The sequence below is a fragment of the Nostoc sp. DSM 114161 genome, assembly GCF_052692665.1.
Genome location: NZ_CP195141.1, coordinates 1,170,935 through 1,196,634, shown reverse-complemented (window position 1 = coordinate 1,196,634; position 25,700 = coordinate 1,170,935). Strand labels below are relative to the sequence as shown.

The window sequence follows — 25,700 nt, the reverse complement described above, 5'->3', positions numbered from 1 at the left end:
TCCTTAGCGTACTTGGCGTACTTGGCGGTTCGTAATCAAAAAATTGAGTGCATCTTCATGAAGAATTGGTATGAAGCATTCATCACCTTATTTAACGTGAGTTCGATGAACCTCTCCCCAACCCCTCTCCGAGGCGGAGAGGGGCAGAAATATTTTTAGTTTCCAACGAAAAAATTAGGGTTTTAAAGCCTCTCTCCCTGTGGGGGAGAGGTTTGGAGAGGGGTTTTTAGAGCCGTCGAACTCACGTTTATTTAGCGACTCCCGACGTTGATTCAGGCGTTGGTGTTACCTCTGACTGTGGTTCTGGCGATGGCGTAACTGTTTCTGGTGCTGGAGACTCAATGATTTCTGGTGGCGTCGGTGGCGAACTTGGAGATGGCGCAATTATTACTTTTGGCGTCGGCGTATTTGGAGTTCGACGGTTGAAAAATCTACCAAATCCACCAAATCTCGGTTTTGCTGGTTCAGGCGCAACTTTTTCAGGTAAAGGCGTAGCTTCTGGAGTTGGCGTTACCATTGGCTGTGGTTCTGGTTGAGTTACTTGTGGGGTTGACGTTACCGTTGGCTGTGGTTCTGGTTGAGTTGCTTCTGGAGTTGGCGTTACCATTGGCTGTGGTTCTGGCTGAGTTACTTGTGGTATTACTTGTGGAGTCGGGATTATTGTAGGCTGTGGTTCTAGTTGGGTTTTTGGCGTTGGTGACTCAATAATTTCTGGTAGCGTGGGTGGTGAACTTGGAGATGGTGTAACTGTTTTTTCTGGGGTGGGTGTCTTACCTGCCCGACGGTTGAAAAATCCGCCAAACCTCGGTTTTGATGGCTCAGGTGCAACTTTTTCAGGTAAAGGCGTGATTTGTGGAGTTGGCGTTAGAGTTGGCTGTGGTTCTGGCGCTGGAGACTCAATAATATTTGGTGGTGTTGGCGAAAAGCTAGGAGATGGTACCGTTGGAGGTTGTAATTTTGGTTGTTCTGGCTTTGTTGGCTGTGTTTTCGATTCTTCTGGAACTTGAATTTTAGGAATTGGCTGTATTTCAGGGGTTTTTTCAACAGCAGGGGTAGGTACTAATTTATAATTCGGGTCTACAATGCCGCGCACCTCATCTGCTGTGAGTTCCCCTCTGGTAATTCTCGACAGAGTATCCTTACCTTTTGGTTGGTAGTCAATGACCCTAACTGTAGTGTTGAAAGCATTTTTCAGAGGATTTCCCTGATTATCGAGAAATTCCAGTTTTACCCAGTTTTTACCAGGCTTCCAACCTTTGAGGTAAATTGACTGCCAGCGATCGAAAATAAAGCTTTCACCATTGATTGTGCAACGGATACGCCAATCGCTAAATTCCTCCTTGGCATTTTCTGACCCAACCAGATGCAAAGGAGCATTAGTTAGGTAAAAATCAAGTAAAATTGGCTCTGCCCCGTAACTACTTTGAGGGCGGCTATACGTGAGCAACGGCAGATTAGAGGCTGGGTTGTTGTCGTCAGTTTTAGTGAAGACGTGAAATGTTGTCTGGGCATAAGCGCCTTCATTTTTAAAGCTTTCATGCCAAGGACGCGAAGCAAAGACGCGCAAGGTATGAGTACCAGGGGACAAGTCTGGCAAAACCAACGGCTGATTCAGGTCGTAAACAGGTATATAAGGTTGATTATCAACAAATACGTGTAGATGCGGCCCTAGTTGTAATTGTGAGTCTTTAAATATTGGTAAATCCTTCACCTGAAAGCGGGCTGTGACTTTGTTATCTGAGAAAACTTCATCAGATTTTGGAGTAATAATTGTCACTTGTGGCTGATAAACTTCCAAAATTGGGCGCAATTCTTGGATAACACCAGGAGGGGCAACTTCCGAAAATTCCTTAGAAACTTGAGAAATTCCCCCAGACTTTTCTTGATTAACAATAGATATCTCCTGGCTGCCAGCTTTATCGCCACAACTGCTTAAGCCACATACCAATACCAATACCATTACCCATCTGAAAATCGGAAAACTCCAAGGGAGGAGCTTCTGTAACGCTATTTTCTGCCAGAATTTCATGCCTTGCACCTTTTCGACATGTCCATAGGGAACTATAGCCCAAAAGTGGGAGCGGGCATAGGGCATGGGGCATTGGGGAAAACCCTTCGGGTAGGGAAAAGGGGAAAGGTTAAAGGGAAAAGGAGGGATCTTTCGTTTACCCCTTGCCCTTTGCCCCTTGCCCTTTACCCTATGCCCCATGCCCCATCCCCAAAACTATAGTTTTTTACGAATTGTTATCCTTTGTAAATTAAATGAAGAATCTATTGACTTTTGGCCAATTAGTTTTGAAGTTCAAAGGCATAAAAGGCAGTTATTTCAGGGATTTTGAATTATTGTTAAAATATCTCCATCAATGTACAAGTGAAGACTTTATAATTCAACGAGAAACAACTCTCCACATGGGTCTTCACTGTGGCTTCAGCAAATCACGCTGAGTGTGCGGTAAAACATTACTATGTGGTAATCATGATTCCTCATTCCTTATCAGAGAGGAGGTCGAATGGCAATAAGTCCTCCGGAGCGAGAGGAAAAAAAGGCAAGAGTAATCGTCGATAATGACCCGGTTCCTACCTCGTTTGAGAGATGGGCAAAGCCTGGACACTTTGACAGATCTTTAGCCAGAGGTCCAAAAACCACTACATGGATTTGGAACCTTCACGCACTCGCCCACGATTTTGATACACATACAAGCGATTTAGAAGACATCTCCCGCAAGATATTCTCAGCACACTTCGGTCACCTAGCCGTAGTGACAATCTGGCTGAGCGGGATGATTTTCCACGGCGCGAAGTTTTCTAACTACGAAGCTTGGCTCAGCGATCCCTTAAACGTCAAGCCAAGTGCCCAAGTCGTTTGGCCCATTGTGGGACAAGACATTTTAAACGGTGATGTTGGCGGTGGTTTCCACGGTATTCAAATCACCTCTGGTTTGTTCTATATATGGCGTGGTTGGGGGATCACAAACTCCTTCCAGCTTTATGTAACCGCGATCGGTGGCTTGGTATTAGCAGGCTTATTCCTATTTGCCGGCTGGTTCCACTACCACAAACGCGCTCCCAAACTGGAATGGTTCCAGAATGTGGAGTCGATGTTGAATCACCACCTACAAGTATTGTTGGGTTGTGGTTCCTTAGGATGGGCAGGTCACTTGATTCACGTGTCTGCACCTACTAACAAGCTTTTGGATGCAGGGGTAGCCGTTAAAGATATACCCTTGCCCCACGAGTTCATCTTGAACAAAGACTTGTTGACAGAACTGTATCCCGGCTTTGCTGCTGGTTTGGCACCTTTCTTCACTTTGAACTGGGGTCAGTATGCTGACTTCCTCACCTTCAAAGGCGGTCTAAACCCAGTAACAGGCAGCTTGTGGCTGACAGATATTTCCCATCACCACCTAGCGATCGCAGTCCTGTTCATCATTGCTGGTCACCAGTACCGTACCAACTGGGGTATTGGTCACAGCATTAGAGAGATCCTGGAAAACCATAAAGGTCCTTTCACTGGTGAAGGTCACAAAGGTCTCTACGAAAACCTGACCACATCTTGGCACGCTCAGCTGGCAACTAACCTCGCCTTCCTGGGTTCGTTGACCATCATCATCGCGCATCACATGTACGCGATGCCCCCATATCCATATTTGTCAACTGATTATGCTACACAGTTGTGCATATTCACTCACCATATTTGGATCGGTGGCTTCTTAATTGTTGGTGGAGCAGCTCACGCTGCCATCTTCATGGTGCGCGATTACGATCCAGTTGTGAATCAAAACAACTTGCTCGATCGGGTGATTCGTCACAGAGATGCGATTATTTCTCACCTGAACTGGGTGTCCATTTTCCTTGGCTTCCACAGCTTTGGACTGTACATCCACAACGACACGATGCGTGCATTGGGTCGTCCCCAAGACATGTTCTCTGATACGGCAATTCAATTGCAGCCAGTATTTGCCCAGTGGGTACAAAATATCCACGCTTTGGCTCCTGGAACAACTGCACCCAACGCCCTAGAACCAGTTAGCTATGTCTTTGGTGGCGGTATTTTGGCTGTAGGCGGCAAGGTGGCAGCTGCGCCCATCGCTTTGGGTACAGCAGACTTCCTAATTCACCACATTCACGCCTTCACCATTCATGTTACCGTCCTAATTCTGCTCAAAGGTGTGCTGTTTGCCCGTAGCTCTCGTCTGATTCCAGACAAAGCAAACCTGGGCTTCCGCTTCCCCTGCGACGGCCCTGGTCGTGGCGGTACATGTCAAGTGTCCGGTTGGGATCACGTATTCCTGGGACTGTTCTGGATGTATAACTCCCTGTCGATTGTAATTTTCCACTTCAGCTGGAAGATGCAATCAGATGTCTGGGGAACGGTAGATCCAGATGGAACTGTGACTCACATCACTGGTGGTAACTTTGCTCAAAGCGCCATCACGATCAATGGTTGGTTGCGTGATTTCTTGTGGGCACAAGCGACACAAGTCATCAACTCCTACGGCAGTGCGCTATCTGCTTATGGACTCATGTTCTTAGGCGCTCACTTTGTTTGGGCATTCAGCTTGATGTTCCTGTTCAGTGGTCGTGGCTACTGGCAAGAATTAATTGAGTCCATCGTTTGGGCGCATAATAAACTGAGAGTAGCACCATCAATTCAGCCCCGCGCTCTGAGCATTATTCAAGGTCGCGCGGTAGGGGTAGCTCACTACCTATTAGGTGGAATTGCTACTACTTGGGCATTCTTCCATGCACACATCCTTTCAGTAGGGTAGCAATCAGCAGAATTGAGTTATGAGTTATGAGTGCAGAGTGCTGAGTTTAAAAAGTAATTTTTATATTCAAAACTCCTAACTCTTGTACAGACGCGATTAATCGCGTCTCTACTCCTAACTCCTGGAAAGCTGATACTTGATGGCTAAAGGTCAGAGGAATTATTAAACCTATGGCAACAAAATTTCCAAAATTTAGCCAGGATCTCGCACAGGACCCGACTACTCGTCGGATATGGTATGCGATCGCCACAGGCAACGATTTTGAAACCCACGATGGCATGACAGAGGAAAATCTTTACCAAAAGATTTTCGCTACTCACTTCGGCCACTTGGCAATCATCTTCCTGTGGGCATCCAGCCTCCTGTTCCATGTAGCCTGGCAAGGTAACTTTGAACAGTGGATCAAAGATCCCCTTCACATCCGTCCCATCGCCCACGCGATTTGGGACCCGCACTTCGGCAAACCAGCGGTCGAAGCTTTCACCCAAGCTGGTGCTAGCAATCCAGTAAACATTACCTACTCTGGTTTGTACCACTGGTGGTACACAATCGGTCTGCGGACAAATACTGAACTTTACAACGGTTCTGTATTCCTGCTCATATTCGCAGCTGTATTGTTGTTCGCTGGTTGGCTGCACTTGCAACCCAAGTTCCGTCCTAGCTTGGCATGGTTTAAGAGCGCCGAACACCGCCTAAACCACCACCTAGCAGGTCTGTTTGGTGTTAGTTCTTTGGCATGGGCTGGTCACCTAATTCACGTTGCTATCCCCGAAGCTCGCGGACAGCACGTAGGTTGGGATAACTTCCTCAATACACCACCCCACCCAGCAGGTTTAACACCCTTCTTTACAGGTAACTGGAGCGTTTACGCTCAAAACCCCGACACTCCTGGGCATGTGTTTGGCACATCCCAAGGTGCAGGAACAGCAATTCTGACTTTCTTGGGTGGCTTCCATCCCCAGACAGAAGCTTTGTGGCTAACTGACATCGCTCATCACCACTTGGCGATCGCAGTATTATTCATCGTTGCCGGTCACATGTACCGGACAAACTTTGGGATTGGTCACAGTCTCAAAGAAGCCTTAAATGCCAAGAATTTCTTTGGTATTCCTGTTGAAGGTCCCTTCAACTTACCTCACCAAGGTATTTACGACACCTACAACAACTCCCTGCACTTCCAGTTGGGTTGGCACTTAGCAGCATTAGGTGTTGTTACTTCCCTGGTAGCGCAGCACATGTACTCGATGCCTTCCTACGCATTTATAGCTAAGGATTACACAACTCAGGCAGCGTTGTACACGCATCACCAGTATATTGCTGGCTTCCTGATGCTTGGTGCTTTTGCTCACGGAGCAATCTTCTGGGTACGTGATTACGATCCAGAACAAAACAAAGGTAACGTTCTTGACCGCGTGTTGAAGCATAAAGAAGCGATTATCTCGCACTTAAGCTGGGTATCCCTTTTCTTAGGCTTCCACACCTTGGGCTTGTACGTACACAACGATGTAGTAGTTGCTTTCGGTACTCCTGAAAAGCAAATCCTCATCGAGCCAGTATTTGCTCAGTTCGTCCAAGCTGCTAACGGTAAGGTACTGTACGGTTTAGACACTTTATTATCTAACCCTGATAGTATTGCTTACACAGCATGGCCCAACTACGCTAACGTCTGGTTACCAGGCTGGCTAGATGCCATCAACGCTGGTACAAACTCCCTGTTCTTAACAATCGGCCCTGGCGACTTCTTGGTACACCATGCGATCGCCTTAGGTCTGCACACCACCACCTTGATTTTGGTCAAAGGTGCTTTGGATGCCCGTGGTTCCAAGCTGATGCCCGATAAAAAGGACTTCGGCTATGCCTTCCCTTGCGACGGCCCCGGTCGTGGCGGTACATGCGACATCTCTGCTTGGGATTCCTTCTACCTAGCTGCGTTCTGGATGCTTAACACCATTGGTTGGTTAACCTTCTACTGGCACTGGAAACATCTCGGTATTTGGCAAGGTAACGTTGCTCAGTTCAATGAGAACTCTACATACCTCATGGGCTGGTTCCGCGATTACCTGTGGGCAAACTCCGCTCAGTTGATTAACGGCTACAACCCCTACGGCGTGAATAACCTGTCTGTCTGGGCTTGGATGTTCTTGTTTGGACACCTAGTTTGGGCTACCGGCTTCATGTTCTTGATCTCTTGGAGAGGTTACTGGCAAGAGTTGATCGAAACCCTTGTTTGGGCACACGAACGTACTCCTCTAGCTAACTTGGTTCGCTGGAAAGACAAGCCAGTTGCTCTGTCCATCGTTCAAGCTCGCGTAGTTGGTCTAGCTCACTTTGCAGTTGGTTACGTTGTAACTTACGCTGCATTCTTGATTGCTTCTACTGCTGGTAAGTTCGGTTAATTCCGCTGCTAGTTTTGTAGATAAGTAATAAAAGTCCCCTACCGCAAGGTGGGGGATTTTTTTGTAAAATCAATTTCTAGTTAGGTGAAGTGAGGGATATAGTATGTATTAATTTGAATATTTGGAAGTATTTTTTGATGTCAGATTTAGAGTTATTAGAAAAATTACATCGAACTTGGGTTCAAGCTTTAATTAATGATTGTTGGAACGACTATGCAGCAATTATTGTTGATGCTGATTTATCCTTTGACACTGCATGGAATGAATATGAAAATGATTTTTGTACTTCAGGGCTTTTAGTCTATTTACCACTTCATCTATACTCACTAGTCACAAAGGAAGAAGAAATACAGAAAGTTCTCAAAGATCATTTTGTTAACATTGCTCATGGGCACATTTGGGTTAATATGACTACTTTTCCCATCTACTACAGAGTTAAGTTACTAGAGGTAGAAGAGAATTGGCAGAAGACTATTAAATTTTTAATAGCCAAATCAAAAGAATTGAATCAAGGACTTATTACAGAGAAAGCTTTTGCTCGAAAAGGTAGAGAGCCTATCATTTACAATGAAATGAAGTTTGCATCGCAGTCTGAAATTAGGATTGCACAAGAGCTAGAAATGAAAGGTGTTTTGTTTTTTCCATTACCTCTAGCTGTCAGACATGAAACAGGTAATATTTATGAAGATCATCGAGAAGTAGATTTTTTAATATGTCTAGATGGAACATTTGGAATATTAGAGATTTCTTTCCACCCAGACAGGTATGAAAAAGATAAAGAAAAGGATGCTTGGTTCAAAAAATCAGGAATTCTCTGTGTTGAACACTACCCTGCGGAAAAGTGTTACAACCAACCAAAGGCAGTAGTAGAAGAATTTTTGAGTTTTTTGTATAAACACAAAAGATAGACCTCCATCACCTAAAATTAACTGAGCGATCGCCAGCAATATGGAAGAACTCCAAATCTCAGAAATAGAAGCTACCTTTGCAGCACTTGTTAACCAATGGCGAGATGAAACTCGTGGCATATCATCTACTAATCAAATGTCAATGCACCCTGCATACCAGCAAATTATTGGTATGGGAAAACCTGTAATCCCACTTTTACTAAGAGAACTGGAAAAGAAATCTGGACACTGGTTTTGGGCATTAAAATCTATCAGCAGAGAAGATCCTGTACCTCCAGAATATAGGGGAAAGGTAAAGGAAATGACTAAAGCTTGGCTGGAGTGGGGTAAGCAAAAAGGCTATTGGTAGTACGCCTAAAATTAAACTTAATTATCAACACTCAAAACCATGACAAACTGGCAAGAACGCATTACTCAAAACCCAAATGTATGTCACGGTAAACCGTGCATGAAAGGAACACGCATCATGGTATCTGTCATCCTTGATAACCTTGCTGATGGACTGACATTTGAGGAAATTGTTCAAGAATATCCACCATTGATTTTAGAAGATATCAGAGCAGCGATCGCTTATGCAGCACAATTAACTAAAAAACAGGAATTACTACCACTGCGATAAGGTTGTCTTGTAGTGGCAGACGAAGTACAAACGCGAATCAGGCGATCGCAGTGATACTATTATGGAAAATCAGAGGAGTGACCAGGTGTCTGTTCCCGAAATTACCGAAAAGCTATTAGCAGCAAAACGAGAAAAAGGATTAACTTTTGGCGATTTAGAAAAAATTCTCGGACGCGATGAAGTATGGATTGCTGCTGTAATATACCGTCAAGCTAGTGCTTCCCCAGAAGAAGCCAAGTTACTAGTCGAAGCATTGGGATTAGGCCCAATTTATATTAACGAGTTGACAGAATACCCTGTAAAAGGATTAGGCCCAGTTGTACCAACTGACCCACTAATCTATCGGTTCTACGAAATTATGCAGGTGTACGGATTCCCAATTAAAGCCGTGATTCACGACAAATTCGGCGACGGGATTATGAGTGCTATTGACTTTACTTTGGATGTGGAGAAAGAAGAAGACCCCAAAGGCGATCGCGTTAAAATCATTATGTCTGGTAAATTTCTACCATATAAAAAATGGTAGTGTTTGAATAACATCAAAACAAGTTATAACTATAAAACTGAGATAACTTGATAACTCTTGCAAGAAGAACCAATAACGCCAGCAAAAGAAATAATTTTTAGTCCCTATTACATCCAGCAAAATGGAGCAGCATATTTAGGTGATAGCCTGAAACTGATTAAATTCATTGACGATAATAGTATTAATTTAATTATCACCTCACCGCCATTTGCTCTCACACGTAAAAAAGAATACGGTAACGAAACCGCTGAAAAATATATCGAGTGGTTTCTGCCTTTTGCCTATGAATTTAAAAGAGTACTGGCAGATAATGGCTCATTTGTAGTGGATTTAGGCGGTGCTTACTTACCTGGTAATCCCGTGCGGAGTATCTATCAATACGAACTTTTAGTTAGATTATGTAAGGAAGTAGGCTTCTTTCTCGCTCAAGAATTCTACCATTATAATCCGGCTCGACTGCCAAGCCCTGCTGAATGGGTGACAATCAGGCGCATTCGTGTCAAAGATTCAGTAAATACAGTTTGGTGGCTGTCCAAAACACCAAATCCTAAAGCAGATAATAGAAAAGTTTTAAAACCCTATAGCCAAAGTATGAAGCAATTACTTAAAAATGGCTATCAGGCTAAAATACGTCCTAGCGGACATGATATTTCTGACAAATTTCAAAAAGATAATCAAGGTGCAATCCCGCCAAATTTGCTTGAAATTGCGAATACTGAATCAAATAGCGTTTATTTACGACGCTGCAAAATAGCAGAAATCAGACCTCATCCAGCACGTTTTCCGCAAAGATTCGCAGAGTTTTTCATCAAATTTTTAACTGATGAAGGTGATATAGTTTTAGACCCATTTGCAGGTTCTAATACAACTGGCTTTGTTGCTCAGATTCTCCAACGCCGATGGATTTCTTTTGAAATTAATGAGGATTATGTAATGGGAAGTCGTTATCGTTTTACTCAAGATTCAGATTATCTCAAAAGCGACGAATGAAAAGTGAAGAGTTAAAGTTTATAACTCATAAATAATAGCTATTCACTTAAATTTCTCCATTCACTTGCATTTGATGAACTCGATCTGCCAACTCTTGACGACCTTGGTCATCTAGTTTATCAATCGCTAACATACCCATAAGAATAACTTCTTTCAGGGTTAAACGTGTCGAATGTGCCTGTTTTTGCACAATCTCCTTAATAATGGGACTAACACCAATCGCTGTACTAGCTCTAGCCACGGAAGAAACAACACTAATGATTCAGCCTAAATCTTAGCACTTTCAATGAAGTTATTCTCTATAGTTAAAACTTAATTTAAATGTGTTTCAACTCATACTTCTACGAGCAAACATAAATTTCAAATTCTGTACATAGAGAACTACAACAGAAGTATACAGTATTATCCTACTCTCAGAAAATTTTCGTTAGATCTGCGATCGCAGCATCAAACCTAAAAACTAACTTTTGAATAAATTTAACTATTGTCATACGAAAGTTACAAGTATACTATTTGACAAAGATTTTGCTCAGTCTAGAAATCAACTGAGAATATAACGTTTTTGGAGCGAGTTCTCAAAGTTCAAGTATTCTTAACTGAAACTGGGTGATTGAGATATTAAGTAGAATGGCGCAAAAAATCAAAGTATGTAACGGAAAGTAAACTTGCTTCCGCTCTTTCTTCTGCCTGGTCATTGAGCGTACCTCGACTTCTCTACGAGACGCTACGCTTAGCTTGCTTCCCCTCAAGGTACGCTCGGCATAGTCGAAGTGCTGTCTCCTACCTTGTCATAACAACAATTTTCAACAACGACCTACTTATGCCAACACCATTGACAGCTAACTTTTAAGCTATTCTTCTAAAATTTCCACTAACTCCTCAATGGTCACCTCAAAGGTGCGAGCCAATTTGTGAATCGCAGTAAAGTCAACTGTTGTCATTGCTGGACGACGAGCATAACTTCTAACTGTGCTGTAAATTACCCCAGAACGGTCAGAAACTTCCTTGAGCGTCCATCCTTTCTCTTGTGCTAGTTCTCGAATCTTCAATCTCACTAATCCCATATTTGATAACTGATGCATTTGCACCGCTCAATTTCATATGAGAAATCAAAAGGCGTAGAGGTTTTGCGCCTTGTAGCCAGACATCGCCTCTTGGTTAATCAGACTCTCTCAAAGAGTAGCGCCACTTACTGAAATCTAGAAACCTGAAATCAAACGCTTATTCCGTATATTAGCAACATCAAAAGCAAAAACCTCTATCCTGAGATTGCCAAAAACCATCCACCGATCGCTAAGTTTGCAGCCACTTGCAATATTTGTCACAACCAAATTCTGGCAAGTCATCCCTTGGTGAAAATATTCCTTTGAGTAAAAGTATTCTCACAAACCCGACTCATCTACCACCGAGAAAACCCTACTTTAAAGAGATCGTAAATTGTCCAATATAATCTCGCGAACACTCTTTACAGAACTATACAGTGTAAATAAGAATAATAATTTGACCTAAGTAAAATTATCCTGAATACAGCCAGCTAATGCTGTCATAGGAAAAAGCAGTGAGTAGAGGAGAGATAAAGCGATGAGGGACCCTTATCTGTTGGCAGCAGGCTTGTTAACAGGATTGGCAATACCAGCATCGGCTCTTCCGCACCTGTCGATTGTCTTGCCGCAAAATTCTAGATTTCTTTGGGATTTAAAACAAGGTTCCCCGGCAATAGTCAGCACAAAAATTATCAACAGCGTCGATTTTTCCTTACCGGAACTCAGCGGACAAGTCCTACAACCCTTAGAAATTTCGCAGCCGACAGCGGGCGAGCAAAACATCAAGAGTATTGATTCCTCATCACCAGAACTCAGTAGCCAGGGATTACCTGCTTCCACAACAGAGCCAGCATCATCACTCAACCCCAGTGCCCAAGCAGCTACTATTTCACTGACATCTGGCAATCAACTTTATTACCAAAGATTAGCAGCTCTGAAAACAGGTCAGATTTATACACGCGGCGATAGCGATAATTTGCGATCGTTGTGGGAGTCAATCAAGAAGCGTCAACTAACTTATGAAGACTGGAAAAGCCTACTAGCTTTAGAAGCAAGAGCCATTGCTCAAGGTCAAGGTACAAATCACCTGAGTATTTTAGTTGGTGATTCGCTAAGTATGTGGTTTCCCAGAGAAAAATTACCTAGTGGGAAATTATGGCTCAATCAAGGCATATCTGGAGATACTTCCGCTGGCGTTTTAAAAAGACTGGGAGCATTTTCAGCAACTCGACCGGATGTAATTTACATCATGGCTGGGATTAACGACTTACGAAAAGGCGATAGCGATCGCGCAATTTTGAGTAATTATCGCCGAATCGTCCGCCGCTTACGACAAAATCACCCCAAAACTCAAATTATTGTCCAATCAATTTTGCCGACTCGCTTACCAAAGCTCTCCAATAACCACATTCGTAAAATTAACGCCCAATTAGCTCAAATTGCCAAAGAAGAAGGCGCGAATTATCTCAATATTTATAGTTGGTTTTCAGATATGGAAGGCAATTTACGCCAAGAATTAACCACAGACGGCTTGCATCTTTCCCAAGAGGGGTATGATGTCTGGCAATCGGCACTTCAGCAGATAGAATACAAGTTGACTCAACGCCAGAATTGAGCGATCGCTTCTTTCCCAGAGGCGCTCCATTGGTGGCGATCGTTGCCATAAAAGCTAATTGTACAAAATTGTGGTTTTACCAGACAAGGTTAAATCGCCGTCTCTACAAGTGTTTTGGTCTTATTTGAACTGTATTGCTTTAACGCCCGCGACTTCCCGATTTAAAACTTGATTCAACTTACCGCTACGATACCCTTCTAAATCCAAGGTTACGTAAATAAATCCAAAATCTTGAAATGCGTTAACTAATGTTTGTAAATCAGTCTTTAACACAAACTCTTTAATCTGTTCTGGTAGTAATTCAATGCGTGCTGTATCGCCTTCGGAACGCACCCGTAAATTCTGCCAACCCAGCTTTCTTAAGAAAATTTCGGCTCTACCAACTCGCTGCAACTTAGCTACAGTAATTTCTTCACCGTAGGGAAAGCGAGAACTCAAACAAGGTTGAGCAGGTTTATCCCACCAAGGTAAATTCAGTTGTTGCGAAAGTTGCCGGACTTCAACTTTGCTGACACCTACTTCTGCTAAAGGCGATCGCGCACCTCTTTCTTTCGCCGCCTGAATTCCTGGGCGATAATCATGCAAATCATCGGCATTCACCCCATCCACTACATAGGGATACCCCAACTCTAAAGCCAGAGGTTTGAGAGTGTCGTGCAATTCACTTTTGCAAAAATAACAGCGGTTTACTGGGTTAGAGGTATAATTGGGGTTCTCCATCTCATGAGTTTGGACAATTTGATGCCGAATCCCAATAGTTGCAGCTTGAATTTTGGCGTCTTCTAACTCTTCTGGCAACAGCGAAGGAGAAACAGCAGTCACAGCCAAAGCGCGATCGCCCAACACATCATAAGCAATTTTGGCAACCAAAGTGCTATCAACGCCGCCAGAGTAGGCAATTAACGCCTGCTCCATTTCTTGAAATAAAGCTCTTAATTGCTCCAATTTTTCTGTAAGCATCATTCATCAACCCCGCCATAACCTGATAGCACCAGACAAATTCTATTGTAGTCATTAGTCACTGGGCATTGGGCATGGGGCATTGGGCATGGGGTAAAAAAGAAGAGACAGAGGATAATTACCGAATATATTTTCTTGTTTCCTTTTCCCTTTCCCCTTTTCCCCTTACCCTTAGCGAAGCCATCTCCCTACTCCCCATCAATCGAGTTTGGTACTTTACTATACTTAGCTACCAAGCTGGCTAAAAGTGGTAAATCAATTGGTTTAGAAATATAATCATTTACTCCAGCGGCAAGACAAGTTTCGCGATCGCCTTTCATCGCCATTGCCGTTTGGGCAATCACTGGAATGTTTTGATACTGAGGATTTTCTCGTAGTTCCTGCACCAACTTCAGACCATTTCCATCTGGCAGGTAAACGTCCATTAAAATTACTGCTGGCTCTTGCTGTGTTAAGGCTTCCCACATTTTTGCAGCACTTTTAGCCCAAGCCACTTTATATCCCAATTTAGATAGATAAATTTGCATCAAATCGCCGTTGGGTAAGTCATTTTCCACTAGCAATATGTGAGGAGACGAACTAGGAATAACGGGCAAAGCAGATAAAGAACATTTTACTTCCCCTGCTTCCCCTGCTTCCTCTGCCTCCCTTGCTTCCTTCAGGGGAAGTACCAAGGTAAAACGCGAACCCCGATCTAGTTCAGATTCCACTTTCACCGAACCACCGTGAATTTCAGCGAGTTTGCGAGTCACTGCCAAACCCAAACCAGTACCTTCAACACCTGCTACAGCGTTAGCAATTTGGAAATAGGGATGAAACAATAGAGCTTGGTCTTCTGGGGATATACCAGTGCCAGTATCCCAAACAGTAAAATGCACAAATCCCCCTTCGCTAGCAACCCGTAACCCAACACTGCCTTTGCTAGTGAACTTTAAAGCATTGAAGAGTAAATTCAACAGCATTTGCTTGAGTCGTAAGGGATCGGCTACTAAAGTTGAGGTATCGGGGTCGAGTTCTAGGACTAATTTCAAACCTTTATTAGCGGCTTTTTCTTTCACCAGCGCTAAAACATTGCTACACAGCAGTGGCAAATCTACTGTTTCCCATTGCACTTCTAGTTGATTGGCTTCAATTTTAGAGAGATCTAAAATATCATTAATCAAAGCTAGCAAGTGCTTGCCGCTAGACTGAATGATATTTAAATACTCTTGCTGACGTTCTTTACTAGGTTCGTAGCCTTGTGCTAACAGCAAATGGGTAAACCCGATAATCGAACTTAGCGGTGTGCGGATTTCGTGACTGGTGTTTGCCAAAAACTGATTTTTAAGTTGATTAGTGCGCTCCAATTCTTGATTAGAGGTACTTAGCTGTTCGTACCGTTGCTGCCAAGATAGGATGTGCCTCAGTTGTAGCAAAGCCGTATTACACTGCTTAGCAGACCTGGCCATGAATTGCGATCTCAGCTGAGCTTGCGATGCAACGAGTGGCTCAGAATCAGGCCTTAGCGCTACTGTGGCGATAACTAGCCAGCCGATGACGCCATCAGAATCATCAGTTAACCGCCAAGCATTCGGTATTTGTTGATTCTCAAGCTGCTGCAAATCTTTGATTTCTATGGTCTGTTGCAATCTCAATGGCAGCTTTTTTTCTGCTGTCACCGTTACTTCCAACACTGGAGGTTGTGAGCCGGAAAATTGGGAACGAGAAACATAGCGAACTGTAGCAAAAGTCTGGCGTGGCTCAAGCAGAGCCACACCTACAGCAAACTGGACAAACGCCACATGGCTGGTGTCCACAGCAGTGTTAATTTCGTCAATTACAGTTTGGAAAATTTCTGCTTCTGCGGCTAGCGACTGTGAGACAGTATTACAAGCACAAAGCAGGCGATCGTTAAGGCGATTTTGCAACTGGTTTAAACTTTTCTCCAGCCACAAATGGGCGCGAACTTGTTGAATTGTTGTCAAAAGTTTTGGCGTTGCATCTATCTGTGAGTTCTGTTCTGGTAAGCTTGAATACTGCTGCATGGTCAACTAGACCGCTGAACAAGTTGAGCTTTGCATAAAAATCCGAATAGGATTCTATGTTATGTGGGCGGGCAATCCTTTTTTATTTATAAACCATAACTTATGGTGTCGGGTTTAGCACCTAAACCTAAAAAAATAATTGTACAAAGGAATGATTTCAAAATTTTTTCTAGCAACTTCAGACTATGGATCTACAATTCGCCCAGCTAATCGTCAACGGAATTGCAGTGGGGAGTATTATTGCTCTAGCCGCAGTTGGACTCACACTCACCTATGGAATTTTACGTTTATCTAACTTTGCTCATGGTGACTTTCTCACTTTGGGAGCCTATCTCACTTGGCTAATCAATACTATTGGAGTAAATATTTGGCTGTCCGCGATCCTCGCAGCAGCAGGAACAGTCGCAGCAATGCTGTTATCAGAAAAGTTACTCTGGTCAAGAATGCGCTCCATTCGTGCTACCTCCACCACGCTAATTATTATTTCTATCGGACTTGCCTTATTTATTCGGAATGGAATTATTTTTATTTGGGGTGGCAAAAATCAAAATTATGATTTAGCTGTTACTCCAGCTTTAGATATCTTCGGCTTGAAGGTGCCGCAAAATCAATTATTGGTATTGGGGTTGGCAGTGCTAGCAATTTTAGGGCTGCACTATCTCTTGCAAAACACCAAAATTGGTAAAGCCATGCGAGCAGTTGCTGACGATCTAGACTTAGCGAGGGTATCAGGTATTAATGTTGACCGAGTAATTTTCTGGACTTGGCTAATTGCTGGCACTCTTACATCCTTGGGTGGCAGTATGTATGGTTTAATTACAGCCGTGCGTCCGAATATGGGATGGTTTTTAATTTTACCGCTGTTTGCCTCAGTGATTTTGGGAGGAATTGGCAACCCCTACGGTGCGATCGCCGCAGCTTTTATCATTGGTATTGTCCAAGAAATTAGCACTCCTTGGCTGGGTTCACAGTATAAACAAGGTGTCGCACTGTTAATCATGATTTTAGTGCTGCTCATTCGTCCCAAAGGTTTATTCAAAGGAACGATTTGAGCAGCACTTATCCACTTCTAACTACTCAATAATGTGGAAATACCAGGCTGCTACCAGGAAATTGATAGCTAACAAGAACAGTGCCCAGCCTGTGCGATAGGGGTAGGGAGGTTTAGCTCCACTGTCGGCAACTGGTAAATCTCTGTTTTTAGCAGTCATAATGCGCTTCTCCTAAATGTCAGGACTTTTTAAGAAATACCAAATTATGTGTACCAATCCCCCAAATTCTTTAGAAATATTTGAAGTTGGGCATTGGGCATTGGGCATTGGGCATGGGGCATGGGGAAAGGGAAAGGGGTAAAGGGGAAAGGGGAAAGATTAAATTTATTCCTTTTCCCTTTCCCCTTTTCCCTTTAACCTTTTCCCCTGCTCCCCTGCCCCCCTGCTTCACTCCTCTCCCGCATGGTAGGAACTACGAACCAGGGGGCCGGAACGGACGTGGGTAAATCCCATTTCTCTTGCTAAGGAGCCGAGTTGCTCGAATTCCTCTGGAGCCCAATATTTTTGGACTGGTAGATGCTCTAAAGAGGGGCGCATATACTGGCCGATAGTCAAGCGATCGCACCCCACAGCCCTTAAATCAGCCATTGCTTGGACGACTTCATCGGTGGTTTCTCCGTGTCCCAGCATCAAACCTGATTTGGTGGGAATTGTCGAATCGAGTTCTTTGACTATAGCCAAGACTCGCAGCGAGCGATCGTACTTGGCTCCCCGGCGCACTGGCCCGGTTAAGCGTCGCACTGTTTCAATGTTGTGGTTGAAACAAGCCACTTTGGCTTCCACAATTGTAGCTATCCGCTGGCGTTGACCGGATTCCCCACTGCCCGCACCACCCCAAAAATCTGGCGTTAGGACTTCAATTTGAGTTTCTGGGTTCAATTGACGGATAGTCGCGATCGTCTTCACAAAATGCCCAGCACCTTGGTCTGGCAAATCATCACGGGCTACAGAAGTCAACACCACATAATGTAATCCTAACAGCTGCACCGCTTGGGCTACCTTTTGCGGTTCCTCTAAATCAAGAGGCATCGGTGCATGACCTTTATCTACTTGACAGAAAGCACAAGAGCGCGTGCAGGTAGGCCCCATCAGTAAAAAAGTTGCAGTTTTTTGGGCGTAGCACTCTCCCCGATTGGGACAACGCCCTTCTTCGCAAATCGTGTGAATTTGCCGCTGTTTAATAATGCGTTGTACGGTAGAGATTTCGCTGGCTTTGCCAATAGGGCGACGTAGCCAGCTAGGCATTGCCATAATTTCAGACTTGAGTTCGGCTTGTTGTGACGAAATCATCCAAAAATCTCCGGGAGTATCGAAACGGCCTATCTTTGTAAGATGCAAAGGTGGGGTGACGCAAAAAAAGAACTCTTTGTGTGCGCCTGTCCTTGATGCCTAGATTAAGGCTAAAGCTTTAAATATCACAATGACACAAATTCAAAAGAAGACAAGCAAAAGTTTTGCAAAATACGTCTAGCAATGTCATTTATACCGAAATATACTATCCCCCAATTCATAGATATTTTGTATATAGTGGGAGAATTCTCAAGGACAATCGGCAAAACCGCTATTTACACTTAAAGTTTCTGTTAGAGCAAACAGTCGTGGCAAGCAATAAAATTTTAGTTATCGATGACACTACAGTTGTCAGGGTAAAAGTACGAGAAATGTTGCCTCCGGGCAATTTTGAGGTACTGGAAGCAAAAGACGGTGTGGAAGGACTAAATTTCATCCTTCAGGAAAAACTCAGCTTGATTATGCTGGATTTTCTGCTACCTAAAATGAGTGGCTGGGAAGTTTTCCAGCAAGTTCAAGCTCATCCGGAGTTAAGGAAAATTCCTTTGGTGATCATGTCTGGTCGCAAAGAAGAGGTGACTGAAAAAATCCCGGAACCCTTTGAATATTTTGAATTTTTGGGTAAGCCTTTCGATCAGAAGCAACTAATTGCTGCAATTAAGTTAGCTATGACAAAAGCGAAGCTGCCACGCCCAGAACTAGTTGCAGTGGGAGCAGGTGCCGCTAAGAATGGTACTGTTACAACCTCTAGTGTCACAAGTGCTACGGTAGCAACTTCTAATGAGCCAAATACCTTAATAACAACCCCACCTGCCGCAAATGCTACAATACCAACCTCTAGTTCTCCAGGAGTCTCCCAAGCGGAAATTGAGGCGTTGAACGATAAAATTGCCAAAATGCAAGCAGAAATAGAGGGTTTAAAGAAACAGCTAACTCAAGTTGTGACTTTTATTAAACAAAAAATCAAATAAGCTAAAACACATTTAAATTGCATAAGTACTTCATCTGGCTGTTCTCTGTCATTAGTCATTGATTATTTGCTTTGTACGAAAGACAAATGACGGCCTTAACTAGAGAATACGCAACTTGGAAATAAATTAGCTTAAAATTTGCGATCGCTATTATCCTCTGCATCTTCAATTACGAATTAATAATTACTAATTACTTGGTCAGGGTGGGAGGATATTACTAACCTCAGTTGCTAGTTTAGCAAAGCACCCCTAGACCCATTAAGCCTGCCGTAGTGTACTTTTGAGTTCAATAGTACGGCAGGCTTTTTGTTATTTGTGCTGATTGATAGCAACATGAAATAGACGTTTTTTCATAATAAATAATCTCCAAAAATAAACTAAAAAATACTTCTATTTTTTTGGATATAAAGTTCAAAATATGCTTTTTAATTAAATTGCTTTTTTAAAAAAAATATTTGGAAAATCATAAATATAACAAAAAAATCTTTATTAAAACTTATTTTTTAACGACAGACAATAAAACAAGAATTTTTACTATTCGCTGATAACGATAGTCTGAACGCGGGAATACTAAGCCATAGAAACAAAAATTATAAATATAGGTTGCAATGTCAATAATACTAGATACACTATATGCGTTTCCTGGCTATCGGATAACTGAGCAAATCTACTCAGGCAGTAAAACCCTAGTTTATCGGGGTATTAGAGAACAAGACCAAAAATCAGTTGTCCTCAAATTGATGCGGAATGAATATCCTACATTCGCGGAAATTGCCCAGTTTCGCAATCAGTATCTCATCTGTAAAAACCTTGATATTCCTGGCATCATCAAACCCTATAGCTTAGAGAATTACCGCAATAGCTACATCTTAGTGATGGAAGATTTTGGCGGTATTTCTCTGCAAAAATGGCGTTTGGAGGGCGAGGATCAAAAAGAAAATAAAATTTCCTTAAATGAGTTTTTTGACATTGCTATTAAAACTGCTTTTATTCTTGAAGGACTGCACCGCGATCGCATTATTCATAAAGATATTAAACCTGCCAATATTCTGATTAACCCAACCACGGGCGAGATAAAAATTATCGACTTTAGTATTGCCACACTCTTACCAAGAGCAAGTCAATCTCTCATAAATCCCAACGTTTTAGAAGGCACTCTCGCTTATATTTCCCCAGAACAAACTGGTAGGATGAACCGAGGTATTGACTACCGGACTGATTTTTATTCCCTTGGCGTTACCTTCTTTGAACTGCTCACCGCACAGTTACCTTTCACGAGTAAAGATCCGATGGAGTTAGTTTACTCTCATATTGCCAAACAACCGCTAAAAGCTAGCCGGATTAACTCCAATATTCCAGCAATTTTGTCTGATATTATCACCAAGCTGATGGCCAAAAATGCTGAGGAACGCTATCAAAGTGTACTGGGGTTAAAGCATGATTTGGAAGTGTGTCAAAAGCAATGGCAACAGACAGGAAATATTACAAATTTTAAACTAAGCAGCCGCGACATTTCAGACCGTTTTGTAATCCCTGAAAAACTTTATGGCCGACAAAATGAAGTTGAAACCCTACTTGCTGCTTTCGAGCGAGTTGCTAAGCCTTTTGAATCCCCCGCTAAATGTAATACTACGGGTTCTGGGTTGGCGCCCTCTCTCATACAAAAGGAGTACAAGTCAGCAGAATCACTTGCTTTGAGCCAGGAAAACCCATCAATAGAGTGGCTCCCCAACCCCCTGGCTCCCCGTCAAGGGGGAATCTGGGGAGTAGAAATGATATTAGTCGCAGGTTTCTCAGGCATTGGCAAAACTGCTGTAGTCAATGAAGTCCACAAACCCATCCTGCGCCAACGAAGTTACTTCATCAAAGGAAAATTCGACCAGTTTCAACGTGACATTCCTTTATCGGGGTTAGTGCAAGCTTTTCGAGACTTAATCGGACAACTGCTCTCAGAAAACGATGTCCAAATTCAACAATGGAAAACCAAGATTTTCCGGGAATTAGGCACACAAACTCAGGTAATTATTGATGTGATTCCTGAACTCGAACAGATTACTGGTAAGCAACCTCCAGTTACTGAGCTTTCTGGCAGCGCCGCCCAAAATCGTTTTAACTTATTGTTCAAAAAATTCATTCAAATCTTCACAACAAAAGAACATCCCCTTGTTATCTTTCTCGATGACTTACAATGGGCAGATACAGCTTCTTTAAAATTAATTCAGTTATTAATGTGTGAAAGTAGCTTATCAGATATTTCAGAAGATACAGAAAAAATAGCTGAAATTAAAAGAGGTTTATTATTAATTGGTTCCTATCGAGATAACGAAGTTTCAAAAGCACATCCGCTTTATTTGACACTGCAAGAGATTGAACAAGCGGGAGCAAGAATTAGTACTATTACCCTAGAACCCTTAAATCAAGGAGATTTAAATCATTTAATTGCTGATACCCTTCATTGTCCGGAATTAGTTGCTGTTCCTTTAACTCAAATGGTATTTGCCAAAACTAAAGGTAATCCCTTCTTTTCTATTCAATTCCTCAAATCTTTATATGAAGAAGGACTAATTGTATTAAACTTTGAGCTTGGTTATTGGCAATACGATATTTCTAAAATTAAAGAATTGGCTCTTACGGATGATGTAGTAGAATTTATCGGTATTCAGATAGAAAAGCTGCCTATAAATACCCAAAAAGTATTAAAACTGGCTGCTTGTATTGGGAACCAATTTGACTTAAAAACTTTAGCGATCGTTCATGAAAAATCTGTAGTAGATACAGCATCAGATCTGTGGCAGGCATTACTGGACGGATTAATTTTACCACAAACGGAAAATTACAATATTTTTCCAGCAGATAATACTAATCAAGATTTAATTACTCAGGGTATAGAATCTACACAATTTGCGAGCTTAAATTTGCAAATACCTAAATATAAATTTGTACACGATCGCGTACAACAAGCTGCTTATTCTTTAATTCCTGAAGACCAAAAAAAGCCAATTCATTTAAAAATTGGGCTACTGTTGTTAAGCAATATTCCAGTTGCAGAACAAGAAGAAAGAATTTTTGAGCTTGTCAATCAGCTGAATATTGCAATGGAATTTATCTCCCATCAAGCTAAGCGAGATGAACTCGCCCAAATGAACTTAATTGCTGGACGTAAAGCTTTAGCATCAACAGCTTATCCAACTGCGGTTAAATATTTAACTAACGGTATCCAACTACTAGCAGCTGATAGTTGGGAAACAAAACACGATCTCACCCTGAGTTTATATGAGACTGCGACAGAGGCAGCATATTTAGCTGGCAACTTTGAACAGATGGAGCAATTAGCAGAAGTGGTCTTGAGACGTAAACCACTGCTAGAAAAAGTCAAAATTTATGAAGTTAAAATTCAAGCTTATGGAGCGCAGAACCAACCGTTGGAGGCTGTAAATACTGCACTTGCATTTGTGAAACTTTTGGGGGTGGAATTTCCCGAACGCCCAAAGGATTCTGATATTGAGTTAGCAATGGCAGAATTAACATCAACTCTCAACGGCAAGTATATTGAAGACTTAATTAATCTGCCGGAGATGACAGAAGCTCAACCTCTAGCAATAATGCGTGTACTAGCAAGTGTAAGCTCTATTACCTATGCAGTTGCTCCTAAAATTTTTCTGCTAATTGTTCTGAAACAAACCGAGTTATCGCTCAAATATGGAAATGCTCCATTATCTGCTTTGGGCTATAGTAATTACGGGTTAATACTCAACAGTTTACTAGGGGATATTGAATCTGGCTATCAATTTTGTAAACTGGCTATTAGTCTGGTAGAGCAGCAAAATGCTAAAGATGTTAAAGCTAAAATTATGCTGGGATTTAACACAACTATCAGACATTGGAAGGAACATATTCGGGAAGCATTAAAACCTTTATTGGAAAGCTACTATACTGCAATAGAAATAGGAGATTTACAATATGCAGCGTATTATCTCCACTCTTATTCCTACTCTTCATATTTCATGAGTAAAGAACTCATAGAACTAGAGCGTGAGATGGCAAATTATAGCAGTGTCATCAAACAACTAAACCAACAAGCAGTATTTAACTGGATTACTATCCACCGACAGAGTGTCTTGAATTTGCTAGGAAATGTGGCAAACCCTTGTTATTTAATTGGTGAAGCTTACAACGAGGAAAAAATGCTACCACTTTACCATGACACCAATGATTTCATGGGCATTTTCTACTTATATGTAAGTAAAATGCATCTCTGTTACCTATTTCAGCAATACTCTTTAGCTTTGGAAAATGCTAATTTAGCAGAGAAGTATTTACAAGGTGGAACAGGACAGCCAGTGACTCCTCTTTTCTACTTATATGATTCACTAACACGGCTGGCTGTATACCCTGATGTATCGGATTCTGAGCAAAAGTGTATTCTCAATAAAGTTCAAGAGAACCAGCAAAAAATGGAGCATTGGGCAGATTGCGCTCCGATGAATTATTTACACAAATATTATCTTGTAGAGGCTGAGCGACATCGAATTGGCAGTCAATATCTAGAAGCGATAGAGTTGTACGATCGCGCTATTTCCCTAGCCAAAGAACATAAGTATATTAATGAAGAAGCACTCGCTCAAGAACTCACCGCCAAATTCTATCTTGGATGGGGCAAACATAAGATTGCCCAAACCTACCTCACAGATGCTTACTATAGTTATGTTCGCTGGGGAGCAGTAGCAAAAGTTGACGATTTGGTAAAACGCTATCCCCTATTACTTGCTCCTGTATTTCAGCAAGAAAAACTAAAACTGAATATCCATTCCGGCCAAGATACCGCTTCCTTAAATAACATATCTTTATCTAGTTTGAGTAATCAACAAACTGTAATTGCTTCAAAGACAAGTATTTCTGATTCTCTGGATTTAGCTACATTTATTAAAGCATCTCAAGCATTGTCTGGTGAAATTGAGCTTGAGCGGCTGCTTTCTACTTTAATGGAAGTTGCCATAGAGAATGCCGGAGCTTCTAAATGTGCCTTGATTTTAAGTGAAGATGATAGCTTAGCACTAACTGTTACGGCAGTTTGTTCTAGTTCCAATTTTGAACATAGCTATACAGAGTTTCCCTCAATTTGTTTAGAATCAAGCTACGATGTTCCGATTACTTTGATTAATTACGTTAAGCGTTCTAGAGAAATCTTGGTTATCGATGATGCAATGACTGTTTCCTTTTTAGCAGCTGATAGCTATATTATCTGTGAGGAACCCAAGAGTTTATTGTCTATACCTATTATCAATCAAGGAAAATTGATTGGTATTATTTATCTAGAAAATAATTTAACGACAGGAGCATTTACACGCGATCGCGTAGAAGTTCTGAAACTACTCACCACCCAAGCAGCGATATCCCTCAAGAATGCTATCCTCTACAAAAATTTAGCACAAGCTAAAGAAAGTTTAGAGAAATACAACCATACTCTAGAGCAAAAAGTCAAAGAAAGAACGCAGGAATTAAACCATAAGAATGAAAGATTACAACAGGCAATACAAGAAGTAAAACGCGCTCAAATTCAATTAATTCAAAGTGAAAAAATGTCTTCATTAGGGCAAATGGTAGCGGGAATCGCCCATGAAATTAATAACCCCATTAACTTTATTCATGGAAACATTGTTCATGCTAGTGGTTATGTCCAAGATTTACTGGAGTTAATAGCTGTTTATCAACAAGAGTATCCTGATTCTTCGCCTATAGTTGAGGATAAATCTGAGGAAATCGACATAGATTTTCTAGCAGAAGACTTGCCAAAAGTTTTAGATTCCATGAAGGTTGGCAGCTCGCGTATCCGTACTATTGTTTTGGGCTTACGCAACTTTTCACGGCTTGATGAATATGAAATGAAACCTGTAGATATTCATGAAGGGATAGATAACACCTTGATGATTTTGCAGCATCGGCTTAAAGAGAAGAACGATTATCCAGAAATTGAAGTCATCAAAGAATATGGAAATCTTCCAGAAGTGACTTGTTATGCAGGTCAGCTAAATCAGGTATTTATGAATATCTTAAGTAATGCGATCGATGCTTTAGAAGAATTATCCGTAAATGACCAACAGATAAATCTCACTGGAGGTTTTGGAGCATCAGAAGTTCTAGAACAAGTAAAAAATCATTCTCCGAAAATTTGCATATCTACTCAACTAACAGATTCTAATAGAGTGATGATTCGGATTGCTGATAACGGTTCTGGTATGACAGAAGCCGTGCGGCAGAAAATTTTTGATCCATTTTTTACCACTAAGTCAGTAGGAAGTGGTACTGGCTTAGGGTTGTCGATTAGCTATCAAATTATTGTGGACAAACACAAAGGTAGTTTAATTTGTAATTCGACACTAGGAGAAGGGACTGAGTTCCTGATTGAAATACCGATGCAACAGGGATAATTGGGGATAGATTCGTGTTAACTGTTGACTGAGGAATTATTATTCTCTCCTCAGTCCCTCTCCGTTGCTTCTTTCCTGTGTCCTTTTTCTGATTTAGAGGTGACTGAAT

18 protein-coding genes are annotated in these 25,700 nt (G+C 42.0%); 11 read left to right on the top strand and 7 right to left on the bottom strand.

Translation table 11 applies throughout. The features are described 5' to 3' along the window. Positions 1 to 247 precede the first annotated feature (247 nt). Positions 248 to 2,029 (bottom strand): hypothetical protein, encoded by a 1,782-nt coding sequence (locus NSTC745_RS05205; protein WP_445638533.1) that lies wholly within the window; start codon positions 2,027 to 2,029, stop codon positions 248 to 250. A gap of 481 nt (positions 2,030 to 2,510) precedes the next feature. Between NSTC745_RS05205 and psaA the strand changes: the two genes are divergently transcribed. The 7 genes from psaA to NSTC745_RS05170 all read left to right on the top strand — a co-directional run bounded on the left by psaA (position 2,511) and on the right by NSTC745_RS05170 (position 10,208). Beyond that, positions 2,511 to 4,769, top strand: coding sequence for a photosystem I core protein PsaA (psaA, locus tag NSTC745_RS05200; protein ID WP_096535884.1), 2,259 nt, complete (start codon positions 2,511 to 2,513; stop codon positions 4,767 to 4,769). A 170-nt stretch (positions 4,770 to 4,939) separates the two neighbouring features. After that, positions 4,940 to 7,165, top strand: a complete 2,226-nt coding sequence (psaB, locus tag NSTC745_RS05195) for a photosystem I core protein PsaB (RefSeq protein ID WP_445636192.1) — start codon at positions 4,940 to 4,942, stop codon at positions 7,163 to 7,165. A 137-nt stretch (positions 7,166 to 7,302) separates the two neighbouring features. After that, on the top strand, positions 7,303 to 8,073 hold the full coding sequence (locus NSTC745_RS05190) for a hypothetical protein (RefSeq protein WP_445636191.1): 771 nt from the start codon (positions 7,303 to 7,305) through the stop codon (positions 8,071 to 8,073). 40 nt (positions 8,074 to 8,113) lie between these two features. Then, positions 8,114 to 8,422: a hypothetical protein gene (locus tag NSTC745_RS05185; protein ID WP_445636190.1), complete on the top strand. Its 309-nt coding sequence runs from the start codon at positions 8,114 to 8,116 to the stop codon at positions 8,420 to 8,422. A gap of 39 nt (positions 8,423 to 8,461) precedes the next feature. Further along, entirely contained in the window at positions 8,462 to 8,692 is a 231-nt protein-coding gene (locus tag NSTC745_RS05180) for a DUF433 domain-containing protein (protein ID WP_445636189.1), read from the top strand. Positions 8,693 to 8,777: 85 nt separating this feature from the next. Beyond that, positions 8,778 to 9,218: a cyanase gene (gene cynS, locus NSTC745_RS05175; protein WP_445636188.1), complete on the top strand. Its 441-nt coding sequence runs from the start codon at positions 8,778 to 8,780 to the stop codon at positions 9,216 to 9,218. 57 nt (positions 9,219 to 9,275) lie between these two features. Further along, on the top strand, positions 9,276 to 10,208 hold the full coding sequence (locus NSTC745_RS05170; protein WP_445636187.1) for a DNA-methyltransferase: 933 nt from the start codon (positions 9,276 to 9,278) through the stop codon (positions 10,206 to 10,208). A gap of 46 nt (positions 10,209 to 10,254) precedes the next feature. Here NSTC745_RS05170 and NSTC745_RS05165 read toward each other — a convergent pair whose 3' ends face one another. Then, positions 10,255 to 10,449, bottom strand: coding sequence for a hypothetical protein (locus tag NSTC745_RS05165; protein ID WP_012410176.1), 195 nt, complete (start codon positions 10,447 to 10,449; stop codon positions 10,255 to 10,257). Positions 10,450 to 11,059: 610 nt separating this feature from the next. After that, the gene (locus tag NSTC745_RS05160) at positions 11,060 to 11,272 is read right to left on the bottom strand and encodes a helix-turn-helix domain-containing protein (RefSeq protein ID WP_096535896.1); all 213 of its coding nucleotides are present in this window, start codon (positions 11,270 to 11,272) and stop codon (positions 11,060 to 11,062) included. A gap of 517 nt (positions 11,273 to 11,789) precedes the next feature. Here NSTC745_RS05160 and NSTC745_RS05155 point away from each other — a divergent pair. After that, positions 11,790 to 12,866: an SGNH/GDSL hydrolase family protein gene (locus NSTC745_RS05155; RefSeq protein ID WP_445636186.1), complete on the top strand. Its 1,077-nt coding sequence runs from the start codon at positions 11,790 to 11,792 to the stop codon at positions 12,864 to 12,866. 120 nt (positions 12,867 to 12,986) lie between these two features. On the opposite strand, the gene larE is transcribed toward NSTC745_RS05155, so the two are convergent. Together larE and hrmK are read right to left on the bottom strand one after the other, a co-directional pair. Then, on the bottom strand, positions 12,987 to 13,829 hold the full coding sequence (gene larE / locus NSTC745_RS05150) for an ATP-dependent sacrificial sulfur transferase LarE (protein WP_445636185.1): 843 nt from the start codon (positions 13,827 to 13,829) through the stop codon (positions 12,987 to 12,989). 185 nt (positions 13,830 to 14,014) lie between these two features. Further along, a complete protein-coding gene (gene hrmK / locus NSTC745_RS05145) occupies positions 14,015 to 15,850 on the bottom strand; it encodes a hybrid histidine kinase/response regulator HrmK (protein ID WP_445636184.1) in 1,836 nt (611 codons plus the stop codon). A 185-nt stretch (positions 15,851 to 16,035) separates the two neighbouring features. Here hrmK and NSTC745_RS05140 point away from each other — a divergent pair, with 185 nt between their 5' ends. Next, positions 16,036 to 16,902 carry a branched-chain amino acid ABC transporter permease gene (locus NSTC745_RS05140; protein WP_445636183.1) on the top strand — a complete coding sequence of 289 codons (867 nt, stop codon included), beginning with the start codon at positions 16,036 to 16,038 and terminating at the stop codon, positions 16,900 to 16,902. A gap of 21 nt (positions 16,903 to 16,923) precedes the next feature. Here the strand turns inward: NSTC745_RS05140 and NSTC745_RS05135 are convergent, their stop codons facing one another. Continuing rightward, positions 16,924 to 17,061 carry a photosystem I protein PsaX gene (locus NSTC745_RS05135; RefSeq protein WP_096535906.1) on the bottom strand — a complete coding sequence of 46 codons (138 nt, stop codon included), beginning with the start codon at positions 17,059 to 17,061 and terminating at the stop codon, positions 16,924 to 16,926. 228 nt (positions 17,062 to 17,289) lie between these two features. Then, complete coding sequence (gene lipA / locus NSTC745_RS05130; RefSeq protein ID WP_445636182.1) at positions 17,290 to 18,192, bottom strand: lipoyl synthase; 903 nt, start codon at positions 18,190 to 18,192, stop codon at positions 17,290 to 17,292. A 308-nt stretch (positions 18,193 to 18,500) separates the two neighbouring features. Between lipA and NSTC745_RS05125 the strand changes: the two genes are divergently transcribed. Continuing rightward, positions 18,501 to 19,163, top strand: coding sequence for a response regulator (locus NSTC745_RS05125; protein ID WP_445636181.1), 663 nt, complete (start codon positions 18,501 to 18,503; stop codon positions 19,161 to 19,163). 608 nt (positions 19,164 to 19,771) lie between these two features. Continuing rightward, complete coding sequence (locus NSTC745_RS05120; RefSeq protein WP_445636180.1) at positions 19,772 to 25,591, top strand: trifunctional serine/threonine-protein kinase/ATP-binding protein/sensor histidine kinase; 5,820 nt, start codon at positions 19,772 to 19,774, stop codon at positions 25,589 to 25,591. Positions 25,592 to 25,700 lie beyond the last annotated feature (109 nt).